At 68.2% G+C, this 25,029-nt stretch carries 24 protein-coding genes; 21 read left to right on the forward strand and 3 right to left on the reverse strand.

All coding sequences use genetic code 11. The features are described from left to right. Window positions 1-3: 3 nt before the first annotated feature. Entirely contained in the window at window positions 4-3,519 is a 3,516-nt protein-coding gene (locus LF41_RS15875) for an HYR domain-containing protein (RefSeq protein ID WP_052115990.1), read from the reverse strand. Window positions 3,520-3,692: 173 nt separating this feature from the next. Here LF41_RS15875 and gspE point away from each other — a divergent pair, with 173 nt between their 5' ends. From gspE to LF41_RS00310, 14 genes are read left to right on the forward strand one after another with little or no spacing between them, the layout of a single operon-like run. Next, window positions 3,693-5,423, forward strand: a complete 1,731-nt coding sequence (gene gspE, locus LF41_RS00245; RefSeq protein WP_036164264.1) for a type II secretion system ATPase GspE — start codon at window positions 3,693-3,695, stop codon at window positions 5,421-5,423. A 4-nt stretch (window positions 5,424-5,427) separates the two neighbouring features. After that, window positions 5,428-6,645, forward strand: coding sequence for a type II secretion system protein XpsF (xpsF, locus tag LF41_RS00250; protein WP_036164265.1), 1,218 nt, complete (start codon window positions 5,428-5,430; stop codon window positions 6,643-6,645). Between the two features lie 5 nt (window positions 6,646-6,650). Further along, window positions 6,651-7,076, forward strand: coding sequence for a type II secretion system major pseudopilin GspG (gene gspG, locus LF41_RS00255; RefSeq protein WP_036164329.1), 426 nt, complete (start codon window positions 6,651-6,653; stop codon window positions 7,074-7,076). A gap of 4 nt (window positions 7,077-7,080) precedes the next feature. Continuing rightward, window positions 7,081-7,542 (forward strand): type II secretion system protein XpsH, encoded by a 462-nt coding sequence (xpsH, locus tag LF41_RS00260; protein WP_052115991.1) that lies wholly within the window; start codon window positions 7,081-7,083, stop codon window positions 7,540-7,542. After that, window positions 7,539-7,973 (forward strand): type II secretion system protein XpsI, encoded by a 435-nt coding sequence (xpsI, locus tag LF41_RS00265; protein ID WP_036164267.1) that lies wholly within the window; start codon window positions 7,539-7,541, stop codon window positions 7,971-7,973. Before xpsH ends, xpsI begins: the two co-directional genes overlap by 4 nt. Beyond that, window positions 7,970-8,602 (forward strand): prepilin-type N-terminal cleavage/methylation domain-containing protein, encoded by a 633-nt coding sequence (locus LF41_RS00270; protein WP_036164269.1) that lies wholly within the window; start codon window positions 7,970-7,972, stop codon window positions 8,600-8,602. Before xpsI ends, LF41_RS00270 begins: the two co-directional genes overlap by 4 nt. A gap of 11 nt (window positions 8,603-8,613) precedes the next feature. Next, window positions 8,614-9,489, forward strand: a complete 876-nt coding sequence (locus tag LF41_RS00275) for a type II secretion system minor pseudopilin (protein ID WP_036164271.1) — start codon at window positions 8,614-8,616, stop codon at window positions 9,487-9,489. After that, window positions 9,486-10,679, forward strand: a complete 1,194-nt coding sequence (locus tag LF41_RS00280; RefSeq protein WP_052115992.1) for a PilN domain-containing protein — start codon at window positions 9,486-9,488, stop codon at window positions 10,677-10,679. Before LF41_RS00275 ends, LF41_RS00280 begins: the two co-directional genes overlap by 4 nt. Next, complete coding sequence (gspM, locus tag LF41_RS00285; RefSeq protein WP_237577561.1) at window positions 10,660-11,346, forward strand: type II secretion system protein GspM; 687 nt, start codon at window positions 10,660-10,662, stop codon at window positions 11,344-11,346. The genes LF41_RS00280 and gspM overlap by 20 nt, the downstream gene beginning before the upstream one ends. Then, window positions 11,333-12,112, forward strand: a complete 780-nt coding sequence (locus LF41_RS00290) for a hypothetical protein (protein WP_036164272.1) — start codon at window positions 11,333-11,335, stop codon at window positions 12,110-12,112. The genes gspM and LF41_RS00290 overlap by 14 nt, the downstream gene beginning before the upstream one ends. A gap of 14 nt (window positions 12,113-12,126) precedes the next feature. Next, window positions 12,127-14,364, forward strand: a complete 2,238-nt coding sequence (gene gspD / locus LF41_RS00295) for a type II secretion system secretin GspD (RefSeq protein WP_052115993.1) — start codon at window positions 12,127-12,129, stop codon at window positions 14,362-14,364. 19 nt (window positions 14,365-14,383) lie between these two features. Continuing rightward, window positions 14,384-15,127: a hypothetical protein gene (locus LF41_RS00300; RefSeq protein ID WP_036164274.1), complete on the forward strand. Its 744-nt coding sequence runs from the start codon at window positions 14,384-14,386 to the stop codon at window positions 15,125-15,127. A gap of 40 nt (window positions 15,128-15,167) precedes the next feature. Further along, the gene (locus tag LF41_RS00305; protein ID WP_036164275.1) at window positions 15,168-15,995 is read left to right on the forward strand and encodes a glycosyltransferase family protein; all 828 of its coding nucleotides are present in this window, start codon (window positions 15,168-15,170) and stop codon (window positions 15,993-15,995) included. Beyond that, on the forward strand, window positions 15,992-16,843 hold the full coding sequence (locus tag LF41_RS00310; RefSeq protein WP_036164277.1) for a glycosyltransferase family 2 protein: 852 nt from the start codon (window positions 15,992-15,994) through the stop codon (window positions 16,841-16,843). The genes LF41_RS00305 and LF41_RS00310 overlap by 4 nt, the downstream gene beginning before the upstream one ends. Window positions 16,844-16,846: 3 nt before the next feature. Here the strand turns inward: LF41_RS00310 and pyrF are convergent, their stop codons facing one another. Both pyrF and ettA read right to left on the reverse strand, forming a co-directional pair. Continuing rightward, the gene (gene pyrF, locus LF41_RS00315; protein ID WP_036164279.1) at window positions 16,847-17,659 is read right to left on the reverse strand and encodes an orotidine-5'-phosphate decarboxylase; all 813 of its coding nucleotides are present in this window, start codon (window positions 17,657-17,659) and stop codon (window positions 16,847-16,849) included. 10 nt (window positions 17,660-17,669) lie between these two features. After that, complete coding sequence (gene ettA / locus LF41_RS00320; protein ID WP_036164282.1) at window positions 17,670-19,331, reverse strand: energy-dependent translational throttle protein EttA; 1,662 nt, start codon at window positions 19,329-19,331, stop codon at window positions 17,670-17,672. A gap of 147 nt (window positions 19,332-19,478) precedes the next feature. Here ettA and glyA point away from each other — a divergent pair, with 147 nt between their 5' ends. From glyA to ribB, 7 genes are all read left to right on the forward strand, one after another. Then, window positions 19,479-20,729, forward strand: a complete 1,251-nt coding sequence (gene glyA, locus LF41_RS00325; protein WP_036164283.1) for a serine hydroxymethyltransferase — start codon at window positions 19,479-19,481, stop codon at window positions 20,727-20,729. A gap of 3 nt (window positions 20,730-20,732) precedes the next feature. Beyond that, a complete protein-coding gene (gene nrdR / locus LF41_RS00330; RefSeq protein WP_036164285.1) occupies window positions 20,733-21,251 on the forward strand; it encodes a transcriptional regulator NrdR in 519 nt (172 codons plus the stop codon). Then, complete coding sequence (locus LF41_RS15880; RefSeq protein WP_052115994.1) at window positions 21,248-21,661, forward strand: hypothetical protein; 414 nt, start codon at window positions 21,248-21,250, stop codon at window positions 21,659-21,661. The genes nrdR and LF41_RS15880 overlap by 4 nt, the downstream gene beginning before the upstream one ends. Further along, on the forward strand, window positions 21,658-22,776 hold the full coding sequence (gene ribD, locus LF41_RS00340; RefSeq protein WP_425599456.1) for a bifunctional diaminohydroxyphosphoribosylaminopyrimidine deaminase/5-amino-6-(5-phosphoribosylamino)uracil reductase RibD: 1,119 nt from the start codon (window positions 21,658-21,660) through the stop codon (window positions 22,774-22,776). Before LF41_RS15880 ends, ribD begins: the two co-directional genes overlap by 4 nt. Continuing rightward, window positions 22,773-23,543: a class I SAM-dependent methyltransferase gene (locus tag LF41_RS00345; RefSeq protein ID WP_036164287.1), complete on the forward strand. Its 771-nt coding sequence runs from the start codon at window positions 22,773-22,775 to the stop codon at window positions 23,541-23,543. The genes ribD and LF41_RS00345 overlap by 4 nt, the downstream gene beginning before the upstream one ends. Further along, a complete protein-coding gene (locus tag LF41_RS00350) occupies window positions 23,528-24,142 on the forward strand; it encodes a riboflavin synthase (protein ID WP_036164292.1) in 615 nt (204 codons plus the stop codon). The genes LF41_RS00345 and LF41_RS00350 overlap by 16 nt, the downstream gene beginning before the upstream one ends. Beyond that, the coding region (ribB, locus tag LF41_RS00355; protein WP_036164298.1) for a 3,4-dihydroxy-2-butanone-4-phosphate synthase at window positions 24,139-25,029 on the forward strand (891 nt) is incomplete at its 3' end. The genes LF41_RS00350 and ribB, both read left to right, overlap by 4 nt.

The following is a 25,029-nucleotide window of genomic DNA, read 5'->3' on the forward strand; positions in this document are numbered from 1 at the left end:
CCGTCACTTCTTGAAGATGAAGTGTGCGGTCTGCGTGGTGCCGTCGGCGAACTTCAACTGCAACTGCCGGCACGTACCCGCCCACGCCTTGTCGGTCTTCCAGACGTAGTTGTACTGGCCGTCCGCGGAGTACGACAGACTGCTGTTGCCCGCGGTGACGGTCTCTTCGACCACGTCCTGCACCGTGTTGGCCTGGCACGCCATCCACGCGACCTTCGGCCACCCGGCGGCGAAGATCTGCAGCCCTTGGTTGCCGCCGAGGGAGAACTTCACCGGAATTGCCTGGCCTGCGTTGACCGAGTTGACGATCGGCAGGTTGTCGATCGGGCGGAAGAAGCCGTTGAACGCATAACGGACGTTGACCTTGAAGGTGCTCGTGCGCGTGTTGCCGGCCTCGTCGGTCGCCGTGCAGGTCACGGTGGTCGCGCCGACGGCGAAGGTCGAACCCGACGCGAGGACGCAGGTCGTGGCGAGGTTGCCATCGACCAGGTCGGTCGCCGTCGGGTTCGTGTAGGTCACCGCCGCCTGCGAGTTCGATTGCGCGGTTGCATCGACATCGGCGTGCGCCGCGATCGTCGGTGCGGTCGTGTCGACCACGCGGACCTTGAACGATCCGTTTGCCGAGTTGCCCGCATCGTCGGTCGCACTGCACGCCACCGTGGTGTAGCCCAGCGGGAAGGTGCTACCCGACAGCGGGAGGCACGTGGCCGTGACGCTCGTGTCGACGATGTCGTCGGCGGTGGCGACATAGGTTGCGGCGGCGCCGGCGGCGGACGTCGCTTCTCGCGTGAAGTCGGCGGGCAGGTGCAGCGTCGGCGCGGTCGTGTCGCGCACGGTCACGGTGAACGAGCCGCCGCTGCTGTTGCCGGCATCGTCGGTCGCGGTGCAGGAAACGGTGGTGATGCCCAAGCCGAAGGTCGTGTTCGACGCGGGCGTGCAGACGATGGCGACGTTCGCATCGACGAGGTCCGTCGCGGTCGGCGTGAAGTGCACGGTGGCGCCGGCGGGCGAGGTCGCCTCTTCGATGATGTTCGCCGGCACCGTCAGTTGCGGCGGCGTCGTGTCGACGACCGTCACCTTGAAGGTCGCGCTGCCCGTGTTGCCCGCGCCGTCGATTGCTGTGCACGCCACCGTCGCGGCGCCGAGGGCGAACGTCGTGCCAGACAGGGGCATGCACGTGGTCGGCACGTTGCCGCTGACGATGTCGCTGGCACTCGTCGCGAACGTCACGACCGCGCCTGCGGCCGACGTCGCTTCGCTTGTGATGTCGGCGGGGACGACGAGCGCCGGCGGCGTCGTGTCGACGACCGTGGCGACGAAGCTGCCGTTGCCGGCGTTGCCCGCATCATCGGTCGCGCTGCACGACACCGTGGTCGGGCCGAGCGCCAGCGTGGTGCCGGAGGCCGGCGTGCACGTCACCGGCACGTCGCCGCTGACCAGGTCGTTCGCGGTGGCGGTGAAGCCGACCGCCGCGCCCGCGGGCGAGGTCGCTTCGACATCGAAGTCCGCAGGCAACGTGAGCGCTGGCGGCGTCGTATCCCGCACGTGCACGTCGAAGCTGCCGCTGGCGGTGTTGGACGCGCCGTCCGTGGCGCTGCAGTGGACGGTGGCGTGGCCGAGCGCGAACTGCGCGCCGGATGACGGCGTGCACGTGACAGGCACGTTGCCGCTGACGATGTCGTTCGCGGTCGCCGTGAACGACACGATGGCGCCCGCGGCGGAGGTCGCTTCCTCGACCAGGTCGTCGGGGAGCGAGAGCGCCGGCGGCGTCGTGTCCTGCACGATGATGTCGAAGCCGGCAGTGCCGGTGTTGCCGGCGGTGTCCGTGGCAGCGCACTGGAGGTGGTTGGTGCCGAGTGCGAAGACGTCGCCCGAGGCGACGAGGTTGCCGCCGATCTTGCACACGGGCGTCAGCGCACCATCCACGACATCGTTCGCCGATACCACGAACGTCGCATTCGCACCCGCAGGCGAGGTCGCTTCCTTCGTGATCGTCGCCGGCACGGCGACGGTCGGCGGCGTGGAGTCGGCGACGCTGAAGGTGAACGTCTTGTCGCTCGCGGCGTTGTGGTGCGCATCGGCGGCCGAGCATGTCACCAGCGTGTCGCCGAGCGGGAACACGCTGCCCGAGGGCGGCGTGCACGCGGCGGCGCCATTTCCGTCGACGAGGTCGGACGTCGTCGCGACGAACGTGCCGATCGCGCCGGACGGGCCGGTGGCTTCGACCATCGTGTCGCCGGGCACCGAGAGTGTCGGCGGTGTCGTGTCGACCACGGAAATCTTGAAGCTGGCGTTCGACGCATTGCCCGCGGTGTCGACGGCGCTGCACGCGACCGTCGTGCTCGCATCCAATGCGAACACGTTGCCCGACGGCGGCGTGCAGGCGATCGGTACGGGCAGGGCGTCTTCCACCGCGTCCTGTTTCGTCGCGATGTAGAACACTTGCGCACCGACCGGCGATGTCGCCTCCTCGAGCTTGTCGACTGGCACCACGAGCACGGGCGCGGTCCTGTCGTTGATGAACAGGCCGCACGCGGCCGACGCCGAAACGCCGCTGCCGTCGGTCACCGTCGCGGTCACCGTCATGCCGCCGAGCTGGTTGTATCCGAGCTGCGGCGCGGTGAAGGTGATCGACGCGGTCGTCAGCGCGCCGATGCCGAGGTTCGGCAAACCGACGTTCTGCGACCAGGCATACGCGGCGATTGCGCCGTCGGGATCGTGCGATGCGCTTGCATCGAACGTGACCGACTGGCCCTCATCGACCACGCGCACGCCGCCGGCCGGGCAGGCCAGAGCGGCGATCGGCGGATCGTTGGTCCATGTGATGTTCACCGTGCGATCGGCGATGGCCGACAACGTGCCGTCGGACACCGTGAGCCGGAAGCCGAGCGTGCGCGTGGTCGGCACGTTCGGCGCGATGAAGGTCTTGATCGACCCGTTTGCGCTCGCGTTGGTCAGCGCGACGATCGGCGTGCCGGAGATCTGCGTCCACGTGTAGGTCAGCGACTGGCCGGGATCCGGGTCGAACGACGCCGAACCGTCCAGCGTAACCAGCTGGCCTTCGGTGGGGTTGAGCGGCGAGATGAAAGCCGACGCCGTCGGCGGCGAGTTGGTGAGGACGTCGGTGACGTTGACGACGGTCTCGAGCGAATTCGTGCCGCCACACGTGACCGTCAGTCGGAACCGCAGCGAGGCGCCGCCGACGCCCACGTTCGGCGAGGCGAACGTGGGCTTGGCCGTATTCGGATTGTTGAGCGTGACCGACAGCCCCGCCGGCGTGCTCCCCAGGTATTGCCAGGACAGCACGACGTCGTCGTTCTTCGGCGTCGATCCGCTGCCGTCGAGCGTGACGATGGTCGCCGCGCTCCCGGTGCGCTCGGGCACCGTCTGGGTTCCCGGGTCGATGCGCGCGTTGGGGTTGCCGTTGCAGGCGGCCCATGTGGGTGCGGCGACGAGCGAGGCGAGGATGGCGAAGCCGAACAGGCCCCAGCCCCGGCCCGTGGCGAGGTGCGTGCGCATCGGATTTCCCCTGCAGGTCCCTGTGTTCAGCGCCAACGGCGCACATTCGGACAACCGGCCAGATCGCTCCGCGCAGCTAGCGGAAAAGGCCGTCGAATCGGCCGCCACGGACCCTCTGCTACAGTCGCGACCCGGGTCATGGAAGGGCCCGACCGTCAGCGGACCGAGGACGCATGAACGCCATCGTCGACACCACGCAAGCCGATACGGGCGGTCTCGAGGCCGGTGCGGACGACCGCATCGTCGCCGCCCTGGTCGAGCGCGGCCGCCTCAAGGATGCCGACCTCGCCCGCGCCCGACGCCTGCAGGAAGAAACCGGCGGCAGCCTGCTCGGATTGCTCGCGCGCCTGGGGCTGGTGTCGGAACGCGACCATGCAGAAACTGCCTCGGCCGTGCTCGGCCTTCCGATGGTCAGCGTCAAGGACGCCCCGGAGCTGCCGCCCGAGACCGTGGCGCTTTCGCCGAAATTCATGAAGCAGTTCCACGTCGTGGCCGTCGCCGAAGAGGGCAACGTCGTCGACGTGCTGATCGCCGACCCGCAGGACATCTACGCGCTCGACGCCGTGCGCCTGGCCACCGGCCGCGAGGTGCGCCCGAGCATCGCGTTGCGTTCGGAGATCGACGACCTCATCGAACGCTGGCACGGCCAGGGCCGCAGCGCGATGGGCGCGATCATCGAAACCGCCGAGGGCGAAACCGGCGACGTCGACGATGTCGAGCATCTGCGCGACCTCGCGTCCGAAGCACCGGTCATCCGCCTGGTGAACCTGATCATCCAGCGCGCCGTCGAACTGCGCGCGTCGGACATCCACATCGAGCCGTTCGAGAACCGCCTGAAGGTGCGCTACCGCGTCGACGGCGTGCTCGAGGAATCCGAAAGCCCGCCGGCCAACCTCACCGCCGCGATCATCAGCCGCATCAAGATCATGGCGAAGCTCAACATCGCCGAACGCCGCCTGCCGCAGGACGGCCGCATCATGCTGCGCGTGCAGGGCAAGGAACTCGACCTGCGCGTGAGCACCATGCCCACCTCGCATGGCGAGAGCGTGGTGATGCGCCTGCTCGACCGCGAAACGGTCGTGTTCGATTTCGAACGCCTGGGCTTCACCGACGAGTTCCTGCCGCAGTTCCAGCACGTGCTCGAACAACCGCACGGCATCCTGCTGGTGACCGGCCCGACGGGTTCGGGCAAGACGACCACGCTCTACACGGCGCTGAGCAAGCTCAACACCAGCGACGTCAAGATCATCACGGTCGAGGACCCGGTCGAATACCAGATCGAAGGCATCAACCAGATCCAGGCCAAGCCGCAGATCGGGCTCGACTTCGCGCACGCGCTGCGGTCGATCGTCCGGCAGGACCCGGACATCATCATGATCGGCGAAATGCGCGACCTGGAAACCGCGCGCATCGCGATCCAGTCCGCGCTCACCGGCCACCTTGTGTTGTCGACGCTGCATACCAACAACGCCGCCGGCGGCATCACGCGCCTGCTGGACATGGGCGTGGAGGATTACCTGCTGACCTCGACGGTCAACGGCATCCTCGCCCAACGCCTCGTGCGCCGGCTCCACAAGGAGACCGCGGAGCGGTATCGCGCCTCCCCGGAACAGATCGAAAAGTTCGGCCTGCGCAAATACCAGCCGGAGGGCGACATCCATCTCTATCGTCCGCAAGGCTCGGAGGTTTCGCCCACGGGGTATCTGGGGCGCACGACGATCATGGAATTCCTCGTGATGAACGACGACCTGCGTCGCGCGGTCATGCGCCACGCCGGCATGGGCGAGCTCGAACAGCTCGCGCGCCAGTCGGGCATGCGCACCATGTACGAGGACGGCATCGTCAAGGCGCTCGCGGGCACCACCACCATCGAAGAAGTCCTGCGCGTCACCGAAGACGCATAAGCCCATGCCCCTCTTTCGCTACAAGGCGCTCAACGCACGCGGCGAACTGCTCGACGGCCAGATGGAGGCCGGCACGGCAGGCGAGGTCGCGTTGCGCCTGCAGGAGCAGGGGCACCTGCCGGTCGAGACGAAGCTCGCCTCCGAAGGCGGCGGGGAATCGGCCTGGCGCGCGTTGTTCAAGCCCAAACCGTTCGCGGGCGAGCGGCTGGTGCAGTTCACGCAGCAACTGGCGACGCTGCTCGGCGCGGGCCAACCGCTGGATCGCGCGCTGACCATCCTGCTCGAGCTGCCGGAAGACGAAGCGGCCAAGCGCACCATCGCCGACATCCGCGATTCGGTGCGTGGCGGCAGCGCGTTGTCGACCGCATTGGAACGGCAGCACGGCACGTTCTCGCGCCTCTACGTGAACATGGTGCGCGCCGGCGAAGCGGGCGGCACGCTGCACGAAACGCTGCAGCGCCTGGGCGACTACCTCGAACGCTCGCGCGCGCTGCGCGGCCGCGTCGTCAACGCATTGATCTATCCGGCGATCCTGCTGCTCGTCGTGGGCGGCGCGTTGCTGTTCCTGCTCGGCTACGTCGTGCCGCAGTTCTCGGCGATGTACGCCAGCCTCGATGCCGAACTGCCGTGGTTTTCCAAGCTCGTGCTCGGCCTGGGCCTGTTCGTGCGCGACTGGTGGATCGTCATCGTCGTGCTGCCCGCGCTCGCACTGTGGTGGTTCGACCGCAAGCGTCGCGATCCCGCGTTCCGCGCGCGCTTCGACGAATGGCTGCTGGGCAAGAAGATCGTCGGCCCGCTCATCGCACGGCTGGAAACCGCCCGGCTGGCACGCACCCTGGGCACGTTGCTGCGCAACGGCGTCCCCTTGCTGACCGCATTGGGAATCGCGCGCAACGTGATGGGGAACCTCATGCTCCAGGCCGATGTCGAATCGGCCGCCAACGACGTGAAGAGCGGCGTGGGCCTGTCGACGGCGCTCGGCAAGGGCAAGCGGTTTCCCCGCCTGGCATTGCAGATGATCCAGGTGGGCGAGGAATCCGGCGCGCTCGACACCATGCTGCTGAAGACCGCCGACACCTTCGAAGCCGAAACCGGACAGGCGCTGGACCGCATGCTCGCCGCGCTGGTCCCGGTCATCACGCTCGTGCTCACCGCCGTCGTCGGCGTGGTGATCATGGCCGTGCTGATGCCCATCTACGACCTTACCAACGCCATCGGATGACCAACATGATCAACCGCAACCTTCGAGCGCCGTCCGCGCGCACAGCGCAATCCGGCTTCAGCCTGATCGAGATCATCATCGTCGTCGTGCTCATCGGCGGCATCGTCGCCTTCGCGGCCACGCGCATCCTCGGCGGTGGCGACCGCGCCAAGGTCAACCTCGCCAAGGCGCAGGTGCAGACGCTCGCGGAGAAAGTGCAGCAGTACGAGCAGGACACCGGCACCTTGCCGCCCACGTTGCAGGCGCTCGTCGCGAGCGATGCGAGCGGGTGGCTCGGCCCCTACGCCAAGACCGGCGAGCTCAACGACCCCTGGAACCATCCCTTCGTCTACAAGGCGCCGGGCGAAGGCAAGGCCTTCGACCTGCTGAGCCTGGGCAAGGACGGCAAGCCGGGCGGCACGAGCGTCGACGGCGACATCGCGTTCGAATAACCCCATGCGCCCGGTCGCGTTGCCGCGCGGCTTCACGCTGCTCGAAGTGTTGATGGTGCTGCTGCTCATCGCAGTGGCCAGCGCGCTCGCGGCCGCGGCGATCACCGGCGGCTTCTCCGGCATGCGGTTGCGTGCAGACGCGAAGGAAATCGCGGCGCAGCTGCGCTACACGCGCGCGCAGGCCATTTCCACCGGGCAGCCGCAGCGCTTCATCATCGACCCGGCCGCGCATACGTGGGCGGCGCCGAACGACCGCGGCGGCAAGATCGACGAAAAATTCGGCATCACCTTCACCGGCGCGCGCGAAGTGCAGCCACGCAACGGAATCGGCGGCATCGTGTTCTTTTCCGACGGCGCATCCACCGGCGGGCGCGTGCAGTTGAGCGAGAAGAACGCCGCATGGAACGTCGATGTCGCCTGGCTCACGGGCGAAGTGAAAGTGCGGCGTGGGCAGGTGCGCGAATGAGCTTCCATCGTCGCGCCGCGGGCTTCACGCTGATCGAGGTGATCCTCGCCTTCGCGCTGCTCGCGCTCGGCCTGACGATCCTCCTCGGCATCCTGTCGGGCGCGACGAAGCAGGTGCGCTGGGCCGACGATGCAGGGCGCGCGGCGATGCACGCGCAAACGTTGATCGCGCAGCAGGGCGTCGGCGTGCCGCTCGAACAGGGCCACAAGGAAGGCGTGTTCGAACAGGGCAAGTTCCGCTGGACGCTCGACGTCGAGCCGTGGCGCGATCCGAGTGTCGTCGCCGAAAGTCCGCAACCGGTCGATCCCAACGCCGCGAAGATGTTCGCGCTCGACCTGCAAGTGCAATGGGGCGACGGCGCGCCGCGCAACCGGTTGCGCATCCAGTCGTTGCGGCTGGTGGCGCCGTCGTTCAACGGAGCGCCGCAATGAACCGGCAACGCGGCTTTTCGCTGATCGAAGTGCTGCTCGCGACGATGCTGCTCGCCGCGGGGCTCGCGCTCGCGTTCGCCAGCCTGCGCGCGGCCACGGCCACCGCCGCGCGCGGCGAAACCATCGCGCAGCGCAACGAGCACATGCGCGCGGTCGAACTCTTCCTGCGTCGCCGCATCGGCGGCGCGCGGCCCGTGCAGTTCGGGCTGAACCAGGACACCGGCATGCCGCGGCGCTTCGAAGGCGATGCCACGCACATGCGATTCGTCGCGGACCTGCCGGATTACCTCGGGCGCGGCGGGCCGTACCTGCATGAACTCACCATCGCCGACGGGCAGGATGGCCAGCGCCTCGAAGTGACCTTCACGCTCGTGCTCGCCGGCGAGACCAAGGCGGAGACGCCGCCGCGCGAACCGGAGGAACTCGCAGCGCCCCTGCGCGAAGCGACGTTCCGCTATCGCGCGATGAAAGCCGACAACACGCTCGGCGAATGGCAGGACCAGTGGGCCACGGGCGATCGCCTGCCGTTGCAGGTCGAGGTCACGTTGCAGGACGCAGACGGCCGTGCATGGCCGCCGATCGTGGTGACGCTGCCGCTGGCGGCGGGTTACGTGGGGTCGGCGTTGTGAGCGCGCATCGCATGCAACGCGGCGTCGCGCTGCTGCTGGTGCTGTGGCTGATCGCGCTGCTGACCGCGCTGATCGGTGCGTTCGCGCTGACCGCGAAGATCGAAGGCCTGCAGGGGCGCGTGCTGCATCGCGGCGTGATTTCGGAGGAGGTTGCGCGCGCCGGCGTCGAATACGCGCTCACGCGCGTGACCGATCCGGATCCGCGTCGGCAGTGGCGCCCGGATGGCCGCGCATACGACTGGCAATTCGCGGACGCGACGGTGCAGGTGTCGCTCACCGACGAGAACGGCAAGATCGACCTCAACCAGGCGGACCTGGCGTTGCTCGCGGCACTGTTCCAGGAGCAGGGCGCGATGCCGATGGAAGACGCGCGCCAACTCGCGGCCGCGGTGATGGACTGGCGCGACCCGGACCTGCTGACGCAACCCGAAGGCGGCGCAGAAGATCCCGCTTACGCCGCGGCCGAACGCCCCTACGGTGCGAAGGACGCGCCGTTCGAAAGCGTCGCCGAACTCGAACAAGTGCTGGGCATGACGCCCGCGCTGTACGCGAAGGTCGCGCCGGACCTGACGGTCTTCAGCGGCCGCACCCGGCCGGACCCCGCGTTCGCATCCCCGGGCGTGCTGCAGGCAATGGGGATCGACCCCGAACCGACGATCGCGCGCCGCCGCGCATGGGACCCCACCTCCGGCCAGCCCGCGCCGGTGCTGGAAGGCGGAGAGCCTTTAGTGAGCAGCGGCAGCGGCACGTATAGTATCGACAGCCGTGCACGGCTTCGCGATGGACGCGAAGCGAGGCTGCGGGTCGTGGTGCGCGCGGGCGGGAACGGCCTGCCCGGCTCCGCGTACACGCCGCTGCGCTGGGAGGAGGGAGCATCGCCGCGATGACCGCACTGCAGGGCCGCATGGCCCGCCTACAAGCACGCGTCCTGCCGGGCGCGGGCGGATGGCTGTCGTGGTGGTCGCGCGCGCTCGCCGCCTGGTTGCCCGTGCGCTGGCGTGCCGCGCTCGGCCTCGGGCGCGATCGCCTGTTGCTCTCGCAGGACGCCGGCACCGGCGAGGATGCATTGCAGGTGCGCCTGCAATCCGGCGACGTCGATACCGCCGCCATCCGCGATGTCGGCCGATTGCCCGCGGGCGATGCACTCGGCATCGACGCCGATCCGCTCGCCACCGTGCTCGCCCCTTCGATCGTCGACCTGCCGCGCTGGCTCGTGATGCCCGCCGCGAGCGGGTTGCGGCGTCGCCTGACGTTGCCCGCCGCCGCCGCGGAGCGCCTGCGCGACGTGGTGTCGTTCGAAATCGACCGGCAGACGCCGTTCACCGCGGAGACCGCCGCCTACGATGCGCGCATCCTCGGCCGCCGCGCGAGCGACGGACAACTCGACGTCGAGCTGATCGCCGTCCCGCTCACCGCGATCCAGCCGCGCATGGACGCCCTCGGCGGCATCCAGTCGACGCTCGCCGGCATCGACCTGGCCGACAACGCGGGCGTGCCGCTCGGCGTGAATCTCCTCGCGCCTTCGCAGCGCCGCCATCGCGCCGATCCGCTCGCGCGATGGAACTGGGTGTTCGGCCTGGTCGCGTTGCTCGCACTCGCGCTGGCGCTGTGGCACGTCCTCGACAACCGCCGCGCGGCCGCCGACGAATTCGCGACGCAGGTCTCCGCGCAGACGGCGAAGGCGCGCACGGCATCGCAGCGCCGGCAGGAACTCGTCGACATGGTCGAAGGCCAGGCCTATCTCGACCAGATGCGCCGCGGCCGCCCGAGCGCGATCGAAGTGCTCGACGAACTCACGCGACGCCTGCCCGATTCGACGTACATGGAAAAGGTCGCGATCGAGAACGACAAGCTCACGCTCATCGGTTTGAGCAGCGAAGCCTCCTCGCTCGTGCAGCGCCTCGAAGGCTCGAAGCTCTGGCGCGCACCAGCGCTTACCGGCGCGCTGCAACCCGATCCGCGTTCGGGCCGCGACCGATTCACGTTGACGGCCGACCTCGCCGTCGTCGCGCCTACGGTGCAGAACACCGTGAAGAGCAGCCAGGAGACCACGCCCCGTGGCGCCGGCAACGACTGACCGCGACCGCTGGCTCGCGCTCGGCCTGCTCGTGGCCGCGCTCGCAATCGCCTACTTCGTGCTGCTGCATCCGTGGTGGACGGTGCCGATGCTCGACACCGAGGACCGCATCGCCGACCTGCAATCGCGCGAACTGCGCGTGCGCACGCAACTGGCGCAGGCGCCGGCCGTCGAACGCCGCCTGGTGCAAGTGCGCGAAGCCTTGCGCGGCCGTCCCGGTTTCCTGCCCGAAGCCACGCCCGAACTCGCCACCGCGGGCCTGGTGCAACGCCTCGAAGCGGTCGTCGCGCAGGCCAGCCCCGGCAACCGCAGTTGCGCCATCACCAACCGCTCGCCGCTCGCCGACCAGCGCCCCGCCGAACGCTTCCAGCGCGTCACCGTGCAGGTGCGTTTGCGTTGCGGCACCGGCGAGCTCGCGACCGCGCTGCACGCACTCGAAAGCGGTAGTCCGCGCGTGTTCGTCGAGAACCTCAGCATCCTCGCGCAGCGATACTTCTACATGCCGGGGCAGGGCAAGGCGCAGAGCGGCGGGCTCGACGTGAGCTTCGATCTCTACGGTTACATCGCGCCGCGCGCGCCGGGCCGCCCCGCGCGTGCGCCGCCGACGGCATCGCCGGAACCACCGCCGCCGCCGGAAGAAACCGGAGGCCTCAATGAGACTGAGTGACGCCGGCCCGCGCACCTGGCTGCTCGCGACCGTCGCGGGCTGGGCGCTGCTGGCTTGGGTGCTCGCACTCGTGGGCATGGGCGGCCGCATCGGCAAGCTCGCCGACGATCCCTCGTTGCTGCGCGCATTGCCCGACGTGCCGAAGGCGCAACCCGAACGCATCGGGCCGATCGCGCAATACGCCGAAACCGCGCAGCGTCCGCTGTTCTCCGAGGACCGTCGCTTCCAACCGTTCTCGCTGCAACCGCAGGGCGACCAGACCGAAGCGCAGCAATTCGAATTCGTGCTGACCAGCGTGCTGATCACGCCGCGCCTGCAGATGGCGATCATCACGCCCACCAACGGCGGCCAGCCCATCCGCATGAAGCAGGACGAAGCGCCGGCCGAAGCCCAAGGCTGGCGCCTGGTGTCGCTCGAACCGCGCGCGGCCACCTTCATCGGCCCGCAGGGCGAAAAGCGGATGGAACTGCGCACCTTCGACGGCAAGGGCGGCACTGCGCCGACCACCGCCGCGCCGGTGGACATCAACATGGACGCCGCGCCCGCCGATGCGACGGCGGCGATGCCGGCGCCCATGCCCGCGCCGCCGCCCGCGCCCTCGACCGAAGCGAACGCGCCGCAACAGACCGGCTCGACGCTCGAGGACGCCCCGATGACGCCCGAACAGCAGATGGACGCGATCCGCAAGCGCATCGAACAACGCCGCGCGCAGTTGCGACAGGAAGCGCAGCAACAACAGAACAGCCAGAAGACGCCGGCGAAATGACCAGAGAGCGAGCCATGACGACCTATCGATCCAAACTCGCGATCCTCGCGTTCACCACTTGCCTGGTGGCGCTGGCCGGTTGCACGTCGCAACCGGTCGCGGACATCCGGAAGGACGGCGACCGCGCCGTGCCGGTCGTCCAGTCCAACCTGCCGCGCCCGCAGATGGACACGACGACGGGGACCACCACCGCGCCGGTGACCGACACGCCGCCCGCCGAAGGCGCGCCCTCGGCGCAACTCAAGCGCGGCAGCGGCGAGGTCATCAACCGCAACGCGGCCAGCGCGCCACCGCCGAACCTCGGTGGCAGCTCGGGCGCGGCGACGTTCAACTTCGAAGGCGAATCGCTGCACGCGGTGGTGAAGGCGATCCTGGGCGACATGCTCGGACAGAACTACGTGATCGCGCCGGGCGTGCAGGGCACGGTGACGCTGGCCACGCCGCGTCCGGTGAGTCCCGCGCAGGCGATGTCGCTGCTCGAACAGGTGCTCGGCTGGAACAACGCGCGCATGGTGTACGCCGACGGGCGCTACAACATCGTCGCCGCCGACGCGGCGCTGTCGGGCACGGTCGCGCCGCGCACCGGTTCGCCTGCGCTCGCGCGCGGCTACGAAGCCCGCGTCATCCCGCTGCGCTTCATCTCCGCCGAGGAAATGAAGAAGGTGCTGACGCCCTACGCGCGCCCGAACGCCATCATCACCACGGACAACTCCCGCAACGTCATCACCGTCGCCGGCACGCGCGCCGAACTCGAAAACTACATGCGGACGATCGAGATCTTCGACGTCGACTGGTTGCAGGGCATGTCGGTGGGCGTGTTCCCGCTGAAATCGGGCAAGGCGAGCAAGGTCGTCGCGGACCTGGAAAAAGTGTTCGGCGAGGCGAGCAAGTCGCCAGTGGCGGGCATGTTCCGCTTCATGCCGCTCGACGGCGCCAACGCCGTGCTGGTGATCACCTCGCAGCCGCGTTACCTCGATGAAATCCAGTCGTGGCTCGACCGCATCGAAGGCGCGGGCGGCGAAGTGCAGCTGTTCTCCTACGAATTGAAGTACGTCAAGGCGAAGGACCTCGCCGACCGCCTCGCCCAGGTGTTCGGCGGCGCGGGCCGCAGTTCCGACCAGGGCAGCGGTTCGCCCTCGCTGATGCCGGGCCTGGAATCGACCGAAATCAAGGACGCGGGCGTCGGCAACGACGGCACCAGCAACGCGCCGATCGGTGGCGATTCGTCGAGTTCCGGCGGCGGCCTGGGCGAAGGCATGTCGCTCAATCCGCGCCAGGGCGGCGGCAACGGCAGCGTCACGCTGCAGGTCAACGGCGACACCGTCGGCGTGGCCGCGGTCGACGAAACCAACACGCTGCTCGTGCGCGCCAACGCCGGCGCATGGCAATCGATCCGCGACGTCATCGAACGCCTCGACACGATGCCGCTGCAGGTGCACATCGAAGCGCAGGTGGCGGAGGTCAAGCTTTCCGGCGATCTCCGCTACGGCGTGAACTGGTATTTCGAGAACGCGATTCCCGATCCGACGTTGCGTGCGCTGGCGCTCGGTCGTTCGATCTGGGGTTCGACCGCCGGCAGCGCGGGCGGCCTGCAGACCAGCGGCGATGGCTCCATCACCGGCGGCTTGTCCTTCACCTTCCTCGGCCCGAATGCGATGGCGGTGGTCAGCGCACTGGACCGCGTGACGGACGTGAACATCCTGCAGACGCCGTCGGTCCTCGTGCGCAACAACGCCGAAGCCACCTTCAACGTCGGCAGCCGCATTCCGATCTCCTCCGTGAGCGTCAACACGGGGACATCGGATCCGACGAACACGATCAGCCAGGTGCAGTACCTCGACACCGGCACGATCCTCAAGGTCCGTCCGCGCATCACGAAGGACGGGATGGTCTTCCTCGACATCGTCCAGGAAGTGAGCACGCCGGGCTCCGACGCGACGGCGGATGCGAACGGCAACGTGCGCATCGACACCCGACGCCTGAAAACCGAGGCGGCGATCCAGAGCGGCGAAACCGTCATGCTGGCGGGCCTGATCCAGGACACACGGACAAAGGGATCGTCGGGTGTCCCGGGATTGAGCCGCATTCCGTGGATCGGTGGCCTGTTCGGAACGCAATCAAACGGCGCAGACCGTACGGAAGTTATCGTGTTGCTGACGCCGACCATCATCCGCAACCCACAGGAAGCGCGCGACCTCACGGACGAATACGGTCAAAAGTTCCGCGCGCTGGAACCGCTGTATCGCAAGTGATGCAAGGTTTTTCCGTGGGATGGTGAAGAAGGCGGGCGGCGATTTCGCGCCCCCGCCAGCTGTTCACGTGATCGACTGCAACGGAATTCTTCTCGCGGGGAGACGGATCGTCCGTCTCGACAAAGGAGGAACCATGCATCATCCATTCGCACTGACCATTGCGCTTGCAGTGGCGGTCGCGCCGTTCGAAGCGCAGGCGCAAGTAGCCAACGGCACGTTCGCCAGCGGATTTGCGTCCTGGACTGTGGGCGATGCGGTCTTCGCGCAGGGCGGCGGCACCGACTGCTCGAGCGCCCCGTACACCGCGACTACGAAGAACACCTCGAAAAAGGGCACCGCGCCCGCGTCGGGCACGGTTGCGCAAGCCACGCCCTTCATCAGCTATGCCCCGGGGGCGTGGACCCTGTGCCGCCAACTCGAGCAAATGGTCTACGTGCCCGTGGGCAAGCAGCTGAAATTCTCCGCCAAGCTGGGCGAAGGAATTTACGCGAGCCAATACCAGATCGAGCCAGTCGGGTTGTCGGTGCACGTGATCGATAACGGGCAGGCGACGATGTTGTTTTCGCAGGCCGGGCACAACATCGTCTGCGGCAATGGGGAATTCCCTTGTCCGATCTACCGGGCGCAGACCTTGGACATGTCGCCCTATTGGGGAAAGACCGTAAGATTGGTCATCAGGGGAAACACGGGAGTCCGCAATGGCCAGACTGGCGGGATTAGCGAACCCAGCTATGCCTTCGTGGATGACGTCAGGCTCGAATAGTCTCCTACGCGCCGCCCAACGGCGGCGCGTTTCCTGACCGATGGCGCCCATCGTCGTACTGCCGGTGTCGGTCGACGATGGCGCGCTCGATGCGTGCCTGGCCGCGCTCGATGCGGGCACGCCCGCGGGCACGCGGGTGTGGCTGGCCGACGACGCGCGCGCCGGTCCGCGCGAACACGCCGTGATCCAGGGGTGGCTCGCGCACACGCGGATGGATGCGCATTACACGCGTCGCCAACGCATGGTCGGCGATGTCGCGCATCTCGATGAAGTACTGGCGGCATGCGGCGACGCCGATGTCGTCGTGCTCGCCCCCGATGCGCAACCAACGCCGGGCTGGATGACGCAACTCGTCGCGTGCCTGGCGCGCGATCCGGCGATCGCCACCGCGACGCCGTGGAGCAATGCCGGCGAAGTCGCCGCATGGCCGCGCGTGGGAGAGATCGGGCCGATGCCCGCCGATCTCGAACGCATCGCGCGGGCCTGCGCGGCGATGCCGCCGATGCATCCGGAACTGCCGGCGGCCGTCGGCCATGCGGTGATGTTGCGTGGTCGTGCGCGGCAACGCGCCGGTGGGCTGGACGCAGCGAGTTACGGCTCGTGGATGGCGGCGTTGATCGATCTGTCCCTGCGCCTGGCCGGCCTGGGTTGGCGCAATGCGTTGTGCGAAACCGCGTTCGTCGCACGCTCGGTCGAAGGCTTCCCGTTCGACGGCGACATGGATGCGCTGGCGGCGCGATGGCCCGCGTGGCATGCGCGCCTCGCGCACTTCCTGATGGACGATCCGTTGCGCCATGTGCGCGAGGAGTTGTCGGCCAAGCTCGCGACGGTCGGCCCGCCTGCGCCGCAGCGGGAGTTGTTCGCGTGAGCGAGGGCGGCATCGCCGCGGTGGTCGTCGCGCACGAAAGCGCGGAGACGCTGGACGATTGTCTCGTGCGCCTGCGCCATGCCGACGACGTCGGCCAGATCCGCATCATCGACAACGGCTCGCGCGACGGCACGCTGCAGATCATGCAACGCCATGCGGCGGCCGATGCGCGCGTGCGGTTCGTCGCCAATCCCGACAATCCCGGCTTCGCCGCCGCATGCAACCAGGGCGCGGCCGAATGCGACCGCGCGTGGCTCGCGTTCGTCAATCCCGATTGCCTCGTCGCGCAGGACACTTTCGTGCGCTTGCGCGAAGCGGCCGAAGACCTCGGCGGTGCGGCGCTCGTCGGCGCCGACCAGGTGGACGGCGAAGGCGAACGCGACCCCGCCGCGCGCAGGCGCGACCCTGATTTCGCGCAGATGTTGCGTTCGCCGAAGCAGGCGAACCTCGGCGTGGCGATCGAAGGCGACGAGCCCCTGCAACGCGTCGAAGCGATTTCCGGCGCGTTGATGCTGCTGCCGCGCGCGCTGTTCGAACGACTGGGCGGCTTCGACACCGGCTACCGCCTGCATGCCGAGGATCTCGACCTGTGCCGCCGCGCACGCGCATTGGGCGCGACCGTCGCGGTGGCCAACGACGTGCAGGTGGTGCACGTGCGCGGTGTGTCCTCGCGCGCGCGCCCGGTGTTCGTCGAATGGCACAAACACCGCGGGTTCTGGCGCTACTTCACCAAGTTCGAAGCGCCGCAACGGTCGGCGGTGCAGCGCTTCGGTGTGTTCCTGCTGATCTGGGCGCGCTTTCCGTTCGCCGCGCTGCGTGCGGTGGCGCGCAGCACGGTGGGGCGCTGACGATCAGCGCGCGGCGTTGATCATGTCGCGCAGCGCGCACGCGGCGCGGGCCGCGGCGTCGGCGTAATCCTCGCCGGACGAGGCGTAGAGGATCGCGCGCGAGGAACTCACGAGCAGGCCCGTGCCGTCCTGCGTCGATGCATTGCGCACCACCGCTTCCGCGTCGCCGCCCTGCGCACCGACGCCCGGCACGAGGATCGGCATGTCGCCGATGATGGCGCGCACTTCGCGCAATTGTTCCGGCCAGGTGGCGCCGACGACGAGCGCGCAGTTGCCCTGCGTGTTCCATTCGTTGGCGACTTTTTCGGCGACGCGCTGGTAAAGCGGGCGGCCGTCGACCATCAGGTCCTGCAGATCGCCCGCGCCCGGGTTGGAGGTGCGGCAGAGGATGACGACGCCGCGATCCGCGCGATCGAGGAAGGGCTGCACCGAATCGCGCCCGAGATAAGGATTGGCGGTGACCGCGTCGGCGGCGTAACGATCGAACGCTTCGCGCGCGTATTGCTGCGCCGTGCTGCCGATGTCGCCGCGCTTGGCGTCGAGGATCACCGGCACGCCGGGGTGCTTCTCATGCAGGTGCGCGATCAGCCGCTGCAGCGCGTCTTCGGCCGACAGCGCGGCGAAGTGCGCGATCTGCGGCTTGAAGGCGCATGCGTATTCGGCCGTCGCATCCGCGATGTCGCGGCAGAAGGCGAACACCGCGTCGTCGTCGCCGGCGAAGCGTTTCGGGAACTTCGCCGGCTCCGGATCGAGCCCCACGCAGACGAGGGAATTGCTGGACGACCAACGCGCCTTCAACGCCTGCGTGAAACTCATCGAGTGCTCCTTACTTGAGGGCCTTGAAGCGCAGGCGATGCGGCTTCGCGCCTTCCTCGCCCAGGCGACGCTTCTTGTCTTCTTCGTACTCGCGGTAGTTGCCCTGGAAGAACTCCACGTGCGAGTCGCCTTCGAAGGCGAGGATGTGCGTGGCGATGCGGTCCAGGAACCAGCGGTCGTGCGAGATGACGAACGTGTTGCCGGGGAATTCCAGCAGCGCGTCTTCGAGCGCGCGCAGGGTTTCCACGTCGAGGTCGTTGGACGGTTCGTCGAGCAGCAGCACGTTGCCGCCCTGCAACAGCGTCTTGGCCAGGTGCAGGCGGCCGCGTTCGCCGCCCGAGAGCGCGCCGACCATCTTCTGCTGGTCCTGGCCCTTGAAGTTGAAGCGGCCGATGTACGCGCGCGACTGGATCTCGACGCCGTTGATGTTGAGGATGTCCGCGCCGCCGGAGACTTCCTGGAAGACGTTGTGGTTGCCTTCGAGCTTGTCTCGGCTCTGGTCGACGTAGGCGAGCTTGACCGTCGAGCCCGTTTCGATCGAGCCGCTGTCCGGCGTTTCCTGCCCGATGATCATGCGGAACAGCGTCGACTTGCCGGCGCCGTTGGGGCCGATGATGCCGACGATGGCGCCCGCGGGGACCATGAAGCTCAGGTCGTCGATCAGCAGCCGGTCGCCGAAACGCTTGGAGACGTTCTTGAACTCCATGACCTTCTGGCCCAGGCGCTCGCCCGGCGGAATGAAGATCTCGTTGGTTTCCTGGCGGCGCTGGTAGTCGACCGACTGCAGTTCCTCGATGCGCTGCAGGCGCGCCTTGCCCTTCGAACGGCCGCCCTTCGCGTTCTGGCGGGCCCACTCGAGTTCCTTCTGGATCGCCTTCTGGCGCGCCTTCTCGGAGGACTCTTCCTGCTTGAGGCGCTCGTCCTTCTGGATGAGCCACTGGGTGTAGTTGCCCTTCCACGGAATGCCGCGGCCGCGGTCGAGCTCGAGGATCCATTCGGCCGCGTTGTCGAGGAAGTAGCGGTCGTGGGTGACGGCCACGACGGTGCCCGGGAAGCGGGCGAGGTATTGCTCGAGCCACTCGACCGATTCGGCGTCGAGGTGGTTGGTGGGTTCGTCGAGCAGCAGCATGTCCGGCTTCTGCAGGAGCAGGCGGCACAGCGCCACGCGGCGCTTCTCGCCGCCCGAGAGGTTGCCGACGGTGGCTTCCCACGGCGGCAGGCGCAGCGCATCGGCGGCGACTTCCAGCTGGTTCTCGAGGGTGTGCGCGTCGCCGGCGGCCAGGATCGATTCCAGGCGCTGCTGTTCGGCGGCGAGCTTGTCGAAGTCCGCGCCTTCCTCGGCGTAGGCCTCGTAGATGCGGTCGAGCGCGGCCTGGGCCTGCAGCACTTCGCCCACGCCTTCCTCGACGGCTTCGCGGACGGTCATGCCGGGGTCGAGCTGCGGCTCCTGCGCCAGGTAGCCGACCTTGATGCCCGGCTGCGGACGGGCTTCGCCGCTGAAGTCCTGGTCGACGCCCGCCATGATCTTCAGGACCGTGGACTTGCCCGCGCCGTTGAGGCCCAGCAGGCCGATCTTGGCGCCCGGGAAGAAGGACAGCGAGATGTCCTTGATGATCTGGCGCTTCGGCGGGACCGTCTTGGACACGCCGTTCATGGTGTAGATGTACTGCATTCAAGCTCCGCAGTCGGGCGCGGGCGTCCTGCGCAGGGGCAGGGCCGCGAGGGGAAATCGGGATCGCGGGATTATAGGGGACGCCAGCCGACGGGGCGTCGTGAACCGCTAAACTTGCGGCCTTTCCCCACGACCACGGACCGCCGAATGTTTCCCCGCGACGCCCGCATCGAAGGTTTCGACCCCGAACTGTCCGCCGCCATCGCCGGAGAGAACCGCCGCCAGGAAGACCACGTCGAGCTGATCGCGTCGGAAAATTACGCCAGCCCGCGCGTGATGGAAGCCCAGGGCAGCCAGCTGACCAACAAGTACGCGGAAGGGTACCCGGGCAAGCGCTATTACGGCGGCTGCGAATACGTCGACGTCGCCGAGCGCCTGGCCATCGAGCGCTGCAAGCAGCTGTTCGGCGCCGACTACGCCAACGTGCAGCCACATTCGGGCTCGCAGGCCAACCAGGCCGTGTACCTCGCGCTGCTGGCGCCGGGCGACACCATCCTCGGCATGTCGCTCGCCCACGGCGGCCACCTCACGCACGGCGCGAAGGTCAACATCAGCGGCAAGCTGTTCAACGCCGTGCAGTACGGCGTGAACGACCAGGGCCTGATCGACTACGACGAAGTCGAGCGCCTCGCCGTCGAACACAAGCCGAAGATGATCGTCGGCGGTTTCAGCGCGTACTCGCAGATCATCGACTGGGCCAAGTTCCGCGCCATCGCCGACAAGGTGGGCGCATACCTGTTCGTCGACATGGCGCACGTCGCCGGCCTCGTCGCCGCGGGCGTGTACCCCAATCCCGTGCCGCATGCGCACGTGGTGACTTCCACAACGCACAAGACGCTGCGCGGCCCGCGCGGCGGCATCATCGTGGCCAAGGCCAACGAAGAGATCGAGAAGAAGCTGCAGTCCATCGTGTTCCCCGGCATCCAGGGCGGCCCGCTGATGCACGTGATCGCGGCGAAGGCCGTCGCCTTCAAGGAAGCGCTGGAGCCGGACTTCAAGGCCTACCAGCAGCAGGTGGTGAAGAACGCGCAGGCGATGGCGAACACCATCATCAAGCGCGGCTACAAGATCGTCTCCGGCGGCACGCAGAACCACCTGATGCTCGTCGACATGATCGGCAAGGGCATCACCGGCAAGGACGCGGAAGCCGCGCTGGGCAAGGCGCACATCACCGTGAACAAGAACGCCGTGCCGAACGACCCGGAAAAACCGTTCGTGACCTCGGGCCTGCGCCTGGGCACGCCTGCGGTGACCACGCGTGGCTACAACGAAGCCGAATGCGTCGCGCTGGCCAACTGGATCTGCGATGTGCTCGATGCGCCGAACGACAAGGCCGTGATCGATCGCGTGCGCGAGGAAGTGACGAAGCAATGCAAGGCCTTCCCGGTTTACGGCTGACCGATGCATTGCCCTTTCTGCCAGCACGTCGACACCCGCGTCATCGACTCGCGCGTGTCCGAAGACGGCGCCACCATCCGGCGGCGCCGTGAGTGCGAGGCGTGCGGGGAGCGGTTTTCCACGCTGGAAACGATCGAACTCAAGCTGCCGCTGATCATCAAGAGCGATGGACGGCGGGAAGCGTTCGATGCGCGCAAACTGCGGCTCGGGTTCGATCGGGCCTTGCAGAAGCGGCCCGTGTCGGAAGAGCAGATCGAAGCCGCGGTACGTGCGGTCGTGCATCAGTTGCGCATGACCACCGAGCGCGAGCTGGCGTCGCGCCGCGTCGGCGAATTCGTGATGTCCGAATTGCGCAAGCTCGATCACGTCGGGTACGTGCGGTTCGCGTCGGTGTATCGCTCGTTCGAGGACGTCGCCGATTTCCGTGAGGAACTGGACCGCCTCGAACGCGAGCTGCCGCCCGGCGAGGGGCAGTTGCCGTTGCTCGATGGCGAACCCGCCGAGAAGGTGCGGCGCCGGTGAGCGCGCTGCGCGCCCTGCTCGTCGCCGCGGCGCTGGCCTTCGCGCCGATGGCCCACGCGCAGGATGCAACGCAGCATGCCGCCGATGCAGCGCAGGCGACGCTCGCGGGTGAGTACCATCTCGACGGCGTGATGGAGACCGGTTCGGGCCTGCGCTTGCAGGGCGACGGCACGTTCGACTGGTTCTTCACGTACGGCGCGCTCGATCTCGCCGCTCGCGGCACGTGGGTGCGCGCGGGCGACGGCATCGACCTCGTCGTGAAGGACATGGGCTATCCGCCGCAGCTTCCCGATACCAAATTCGACCGCATGCACCTGCGCATCGACGAGGGCACCCTGGTGCCGTCGTGGCCGTGGGACATGGATGACTTCCGCAGGAACGAGGAACGCGGCGCATACGTCCGCGAATGAGCATGTCGCAACCGAAGCAGGCGTACACCGCCACCGACCACGCGATGATGGCGCGCGCGCTGCGCCTGGCGGAAAAGGGCGCATACACGACGAAACCGAACCCGATGGTCGGCTGCGTGATCGCGGTGGGCGACGAAGTCGTCGGCACCGGCTGGCACGAGCGCAAGGGCGGGCCGCACGCGGAAGTGTTCGCGCTGCAGGCCGCCGGCGAACGCGCGCGTGGCGCCACCGCCTACGTCACGCTCGAACCGTGCGCGCACGTCGGCAGCACCGGGCCGTGCGCGGAGGCGTTGATCGCCGCGGGCGTGACGCGCGTGGTCGGTGCGATGCGCGATCCGTTTCCGAAGGTCGACGGCGCCGGTTTCGACAAGCTGCGTGCCGCCGGCATCCAGGTCGACATCGGCCTGATGGAAGCGCAGGCGCGCCAGCTCAACAAAGGCTTTCTTTCGCGCATCGAGCGCGGCCGCCCGTGGGTGCGCGTGAAACTCGCGACGAGCCTCGACGGCCGCAGCGCATTGGCCTCCGGCGATTCGAAATGGATCAGCGGGGAGGCCGCGCGCCGCGATGTACAGAAGTGGCGCGCACGCGCCGGCGCCATCCTCACCGGCGCGGGCACCGTGCTGATCGACGATCCGCACCTCACCGTGCGCCTGGGCGACGACACGCCGTTCGTGCCGCCGTTGCGCGTCGTGCTCGATCCGGGGCTTGCGACCGTGCAGCGCGGCCACGTGCGCGAAGGCGGCGCGCCGACCCTCTACATCCACGCGTCCGATGCGCGCATGCCGCGCGGCGTGGAAGCCGACCATGTCGCGGTGCCCGTCGAAGGCGGGCGCATGGACATCGCGGCGGTGCTCAAGTTGCTGGCGGAGCGCGAAATCAACGAGGTGCAGGTGGAAGCCGGCGCCACGCTCGCCGGCGCGTTCCTCACCGCGGGCGCCGTCGACGAACTGCTGCTGTACGTCGCCCCCGTGATGCTCGGCGAACGCGCGCGTCCGTTGTTCGACGGGCTGCAGATCGACGAGATGACGAACCGCCTGAACATGCACATCGCCGAAACGCGCCGCATCGGCGACGACGTGCGCGTGTTCGTGCATCCCGGCCCGCGCCCGCAATGAACGCGGCGTTCCACGATCACTTCTCCGCCGTCGCCGCGCAGTACGCGCAGGCGCGGCCGGAATATCCGCGCGACCTGTTCGGCTGGATCGAGTCGCTCGTGCTGGTGCACGGCCTGGCGTGGGAACCCGGTTGCGGCAGCGGGCAGGCGACGCGCGACCTTGCGCCTGTCTTCGACCGCGTGCACGCCACCGATCCGAGCGCCTCGCAGATCGCGCAGGCGCACGGGCCGTCGAATGTGAAATTCGTCGTCGAGCCCGGCGAGGCCACGACGCTCGCCGACGCGAGCGTCGACGCGGTGTGCGTGGCGCAGGCGCTGCATTGGTTCGACCAGTCGCGCTTCTTCGCCGAATGCGACCGCGTGCTGAAACCGGGCGGCGTGCTGTTCGCTTGGGGCTATCAGGACATGATCGCGCCCGACGACCTGGAGGCGGCGTTGCAGCCCTTTCGCCTGGCCATCGAGTCGTACTGGCCGCCGGAGCGGCGGATGATCGACCAGGCGTATCGCGATTTCGCGTTTCCGTTCGAATGGATCGCAACGCCCGTGTTCGAGCTGCGCGCGGAATGGACGCTGGCGCGCATGCTCGGTTATTTCTCGAGTTATTCGGCGACCAAGCGTTACATCGATGCGAACGGCGTCGATCCGGTGGCGACGCACGCGCCGGCGATCGCGAAGGCGTGGGGCCAACCCGATGCCACGCGCGTGTTGCGTTGGCCGATGTTCGTGCATGCGCGCAGGAAGTTGGAGGACGGATGTTCACCGGATTGATCGCCGGCGTGGGCCGGCTGGCGTCGCGGGAAATGCGCGGCGGCGATGCGCGGTTGCGCTTCGACATCGGCACGCTGCCGTGGGGCAAGGCCGCCGACGTGCGCATGGGCGAAAGCATTTCCGTCAACGGCACCTGCCTGACGGTGGTGGCCATCGACGATGCGGGCTTCGAGGCCGATGCATCGAACGAAACGCTCGCGCTCACGACGCTCGGCGACCTGCATATCGGCCGCGCGGTGAACCTCGAACGCGCGATGCTCCCGACCGATCGCCTCGGCGGCCATCTCGTCAGCGGCCATGTCGATGGTGTCGGCGCAGTGGTGCATTCCTGGGACGACGGGCGCGCGCAGCGCTGGGTGTTCGAAGCGCCGGCCTCGTTGCGACGCTATATCGCGGCGAAGGGTTCGATCTGCGTCGATGGCGTGAGCCTGACGGTCAACGCGGTCGATGACCGCGGATTTGAAGTCGCGCTGGTGCCGCACACGATCGCGCACACCGCGTTCGGAGAAACCAAACCCGGCGATGCCGTGAACCTGGAAGTGGACATGCTCGCGCGATACGTCGAGCGCCTGATGAAAGAGCGAGAGACGCACGCATGAGCTTCGCCACCATCCCCGAGATCCTGGACGAATTGCGCGCCGGCCGCATGGTCGTGATCGTCGACGACGAAGACCGCGAGAACGAAGGCGACCTCATCATGGCCGCCGAAGTCGTGCGTCCCGGCGACATCAACTTCATGGTCACGCACGCGCGCGGCCTGGTGTGTCTGTCGCTGACGCGCGAGCGCTGCAAGCAGCTCGGCCTGCCGCCGATGGTGCGCGACAACACCTCGCCGCACGGCACCAACTTCACCGTGTCGATCGAGGCGGCCGAAGGCGTCACCACCGGCATTTCCGCGTACGACCGCGCGCACACGATCCGCACGGCGGTGCAGCCCGATGCGCAGCCGGCCGACCTGTCGCAGCCGGGCCACATCTTTCCGTTGCAGGCGCAGCCGGGCGGCGTGTTGAGCCGCGCGGGGCATACCGAAGCGGCGAGCGACCTGGCGTTGCTCGCGGGCTTCGAACCGGCGGGGGTGCTGGTGGAGATCCTCAATCCCGACGGCAGCATGGCGCGCCGCCCTGAGCTGGAAGTCTTCGCGCGCGAACATGGCTTGAAGATCGGGTCGATCGAAGACCTCATCCGCTATCGCCTCGCGACCGAACACACGGTCGAGCGCGTCGACCATCGCGAGATCGACACCGAGCATGGCCCCTTCACACTGCACACCTACCGCGACCGCGTGAGTCGCGCGCTGCATTTCGCGCTGCTGCGCGGGGAAGCCGATGCGCGCGTGCCGACCCTCGTGCGCGTCCACGCGCTCAATCCGCTGGCCGACGCGGTGCATTGGCGCCGGCCGGATTTCGGGCCGGCCGTGGGCGACGTGCTGAAGGCCATCGCCGCGGAAGGGCGCGGCGCGCTCGTGCTGCTGGGCGAGGCGCAGGAC

Source organism: Lysobacter dokdonensis DS-58, from assembly GCF_000770795.1.
In the GTDB taxonomy this organism is placed as follows: Bacteria; Pseudomonadota; Gammaproteobacteria; order Xanthomonadales; family Xanthomonadaceae; genus Noviluteimonas; species Noviluteimonas dokdonensis.

Excerpts from the sequence above, each read along its gene's own strand:
- LF41_RS00270 (WP_036164269.1), top strand. The coding sequence starts at position 7,970 with ATGAACCGGCAACGCGGCTTTTCGCTGATCGAAGTGCTGCTCGCGACG.
- gspG (WP_036164329.1), top strand. The coding sequence starts at position 6,651 with ATGATCAACCGCAACCTTCGAGCGCCGTCCGCGCGCACAGCGCAATCC.
- LF41_RS00280 (WP_052115992.1), top strand. The coding sequence starts at position 9,486 with ATGACCGCACTGCAGGGCCGCATGGCCCGCCTACAAGCACGCGTCCTG.
- ribD (WP_425599456.1), top strand. The coding sequence starts at position 21,658 with ATGAGCATGTCGCAACCGAAGCAGGCGTACACCGCCACCGACCACGCG.
- gspD (WP_052115993.1), top strand. The coding sequence starts at position 12,127 with ATGACGACCTATCGATCCAAACTCGCGATCCTCGCGTTCACCACTTGC.
- pyrF (WP_036164279.1), bottom strand. The coding sequence starts at position 17,659 with ATGAGTTTCACGCAGGCGTTGAAGGCGCGTTGGTCGTCCAGCAATTCC.
- LF41_RS00305 (WP_036164275.1), top strand. The coding sequence starts at position 15,168 with ATGGCGCCCATCGTCGTACTGCCGGTGTCGGTCGACGATGGCGCGCTC.
- LF41_RS15875 (WP_052115990.1), bottom strand. The coding sequence starts at position 3,519 with ATGCGCACGCACCTCGCCACGGGCCGGGGCTGGGGCCTGTTCGGCTTC.
- nrdR (WP_036164285.1), top strand. The coding sequence starts at position 20,733 with ATGCATTGCCCTTTCTGCCAGCACGTCGACACCCGCGTCATCGACTCG.
- xpsH (WP_052115991.1), top strand. The coding sequence starts at position 7,081 with ATGCGCCCGGTCGCGTTGCCGCGCGGCTTCACGCTGCTCGAAGTGTTG.
- LF41_RS00290 (WP_036164272.1), top strand. The coding sequence starts at position 11,333 with ATGAGACTGAGTGACGCCGGCCCGCGCACCTGGCTGCTCGCGACCGTC.
- gspE (WP_036164264.1), top strand. The coding sequence starts at position 3,693 with ATGAACGCCATCGTCGACACCACGCAAGCCGATACGGGCGGTCTCGAG.
- xpsF (WP_036164265.1), top strand. The coding sequence starts at position 5,428 with ATGCCCCTCTTTCGCTACAAGGCGCTCAACGCACGCGGCGAACTGCTC.
- LF41_RS00275 (WP_036164271.1), top strand. The coding sequence starts at position 8,614 with ATGCAACGCGGCGTCGCGCTGCTGCTGGTGCTGTGGCTGATCGCGCTG.
- ettA (WP_036164282.1), bottom strand. The coding sequence starts at position 19,331 with ATGCAGTACATCTACACCATGAACGGCGTGTCCAAGACGGTCCCGCCG.
- LF41_RS00350 (WP_036164292.1), top strand. The coding sequence starts at position 23,528 with ATGTTCACCGGATTGATCGCCGGCGTGGGCCGGCTGGCGTCGCGGGAA.
- LF41_RS00345 (WP_036164287.1), top strand. The coding sequence starts at position 22,773 with ATGAACGCGGCGTTCCACGATCACTTCTCCGCCGTCGCCGCGCAGTAC.
- glyA (WP_036164283.1), top strand. The coding sequence starts at position 19,479 with ATGTTTCCCCGCGACGCCCGCATCGAAGGTTTCGACCCCGAACTGTCC.
- xpsI (WP_036164267.1), top strand. The coding sequence starts at position 7,539 with ATGAGCTTCCATCGTCGCGCCGCGGGCTTCACGCTGATCGAGGTGATC.
- LF41_RS00300 (WP_036164274.1), top strand. The coding sequence starts at position 14,384 with ATGGTGAAGAAGGCGGGCGGCGATTTCGCGCCCCCGCCAGCTGTTCAC.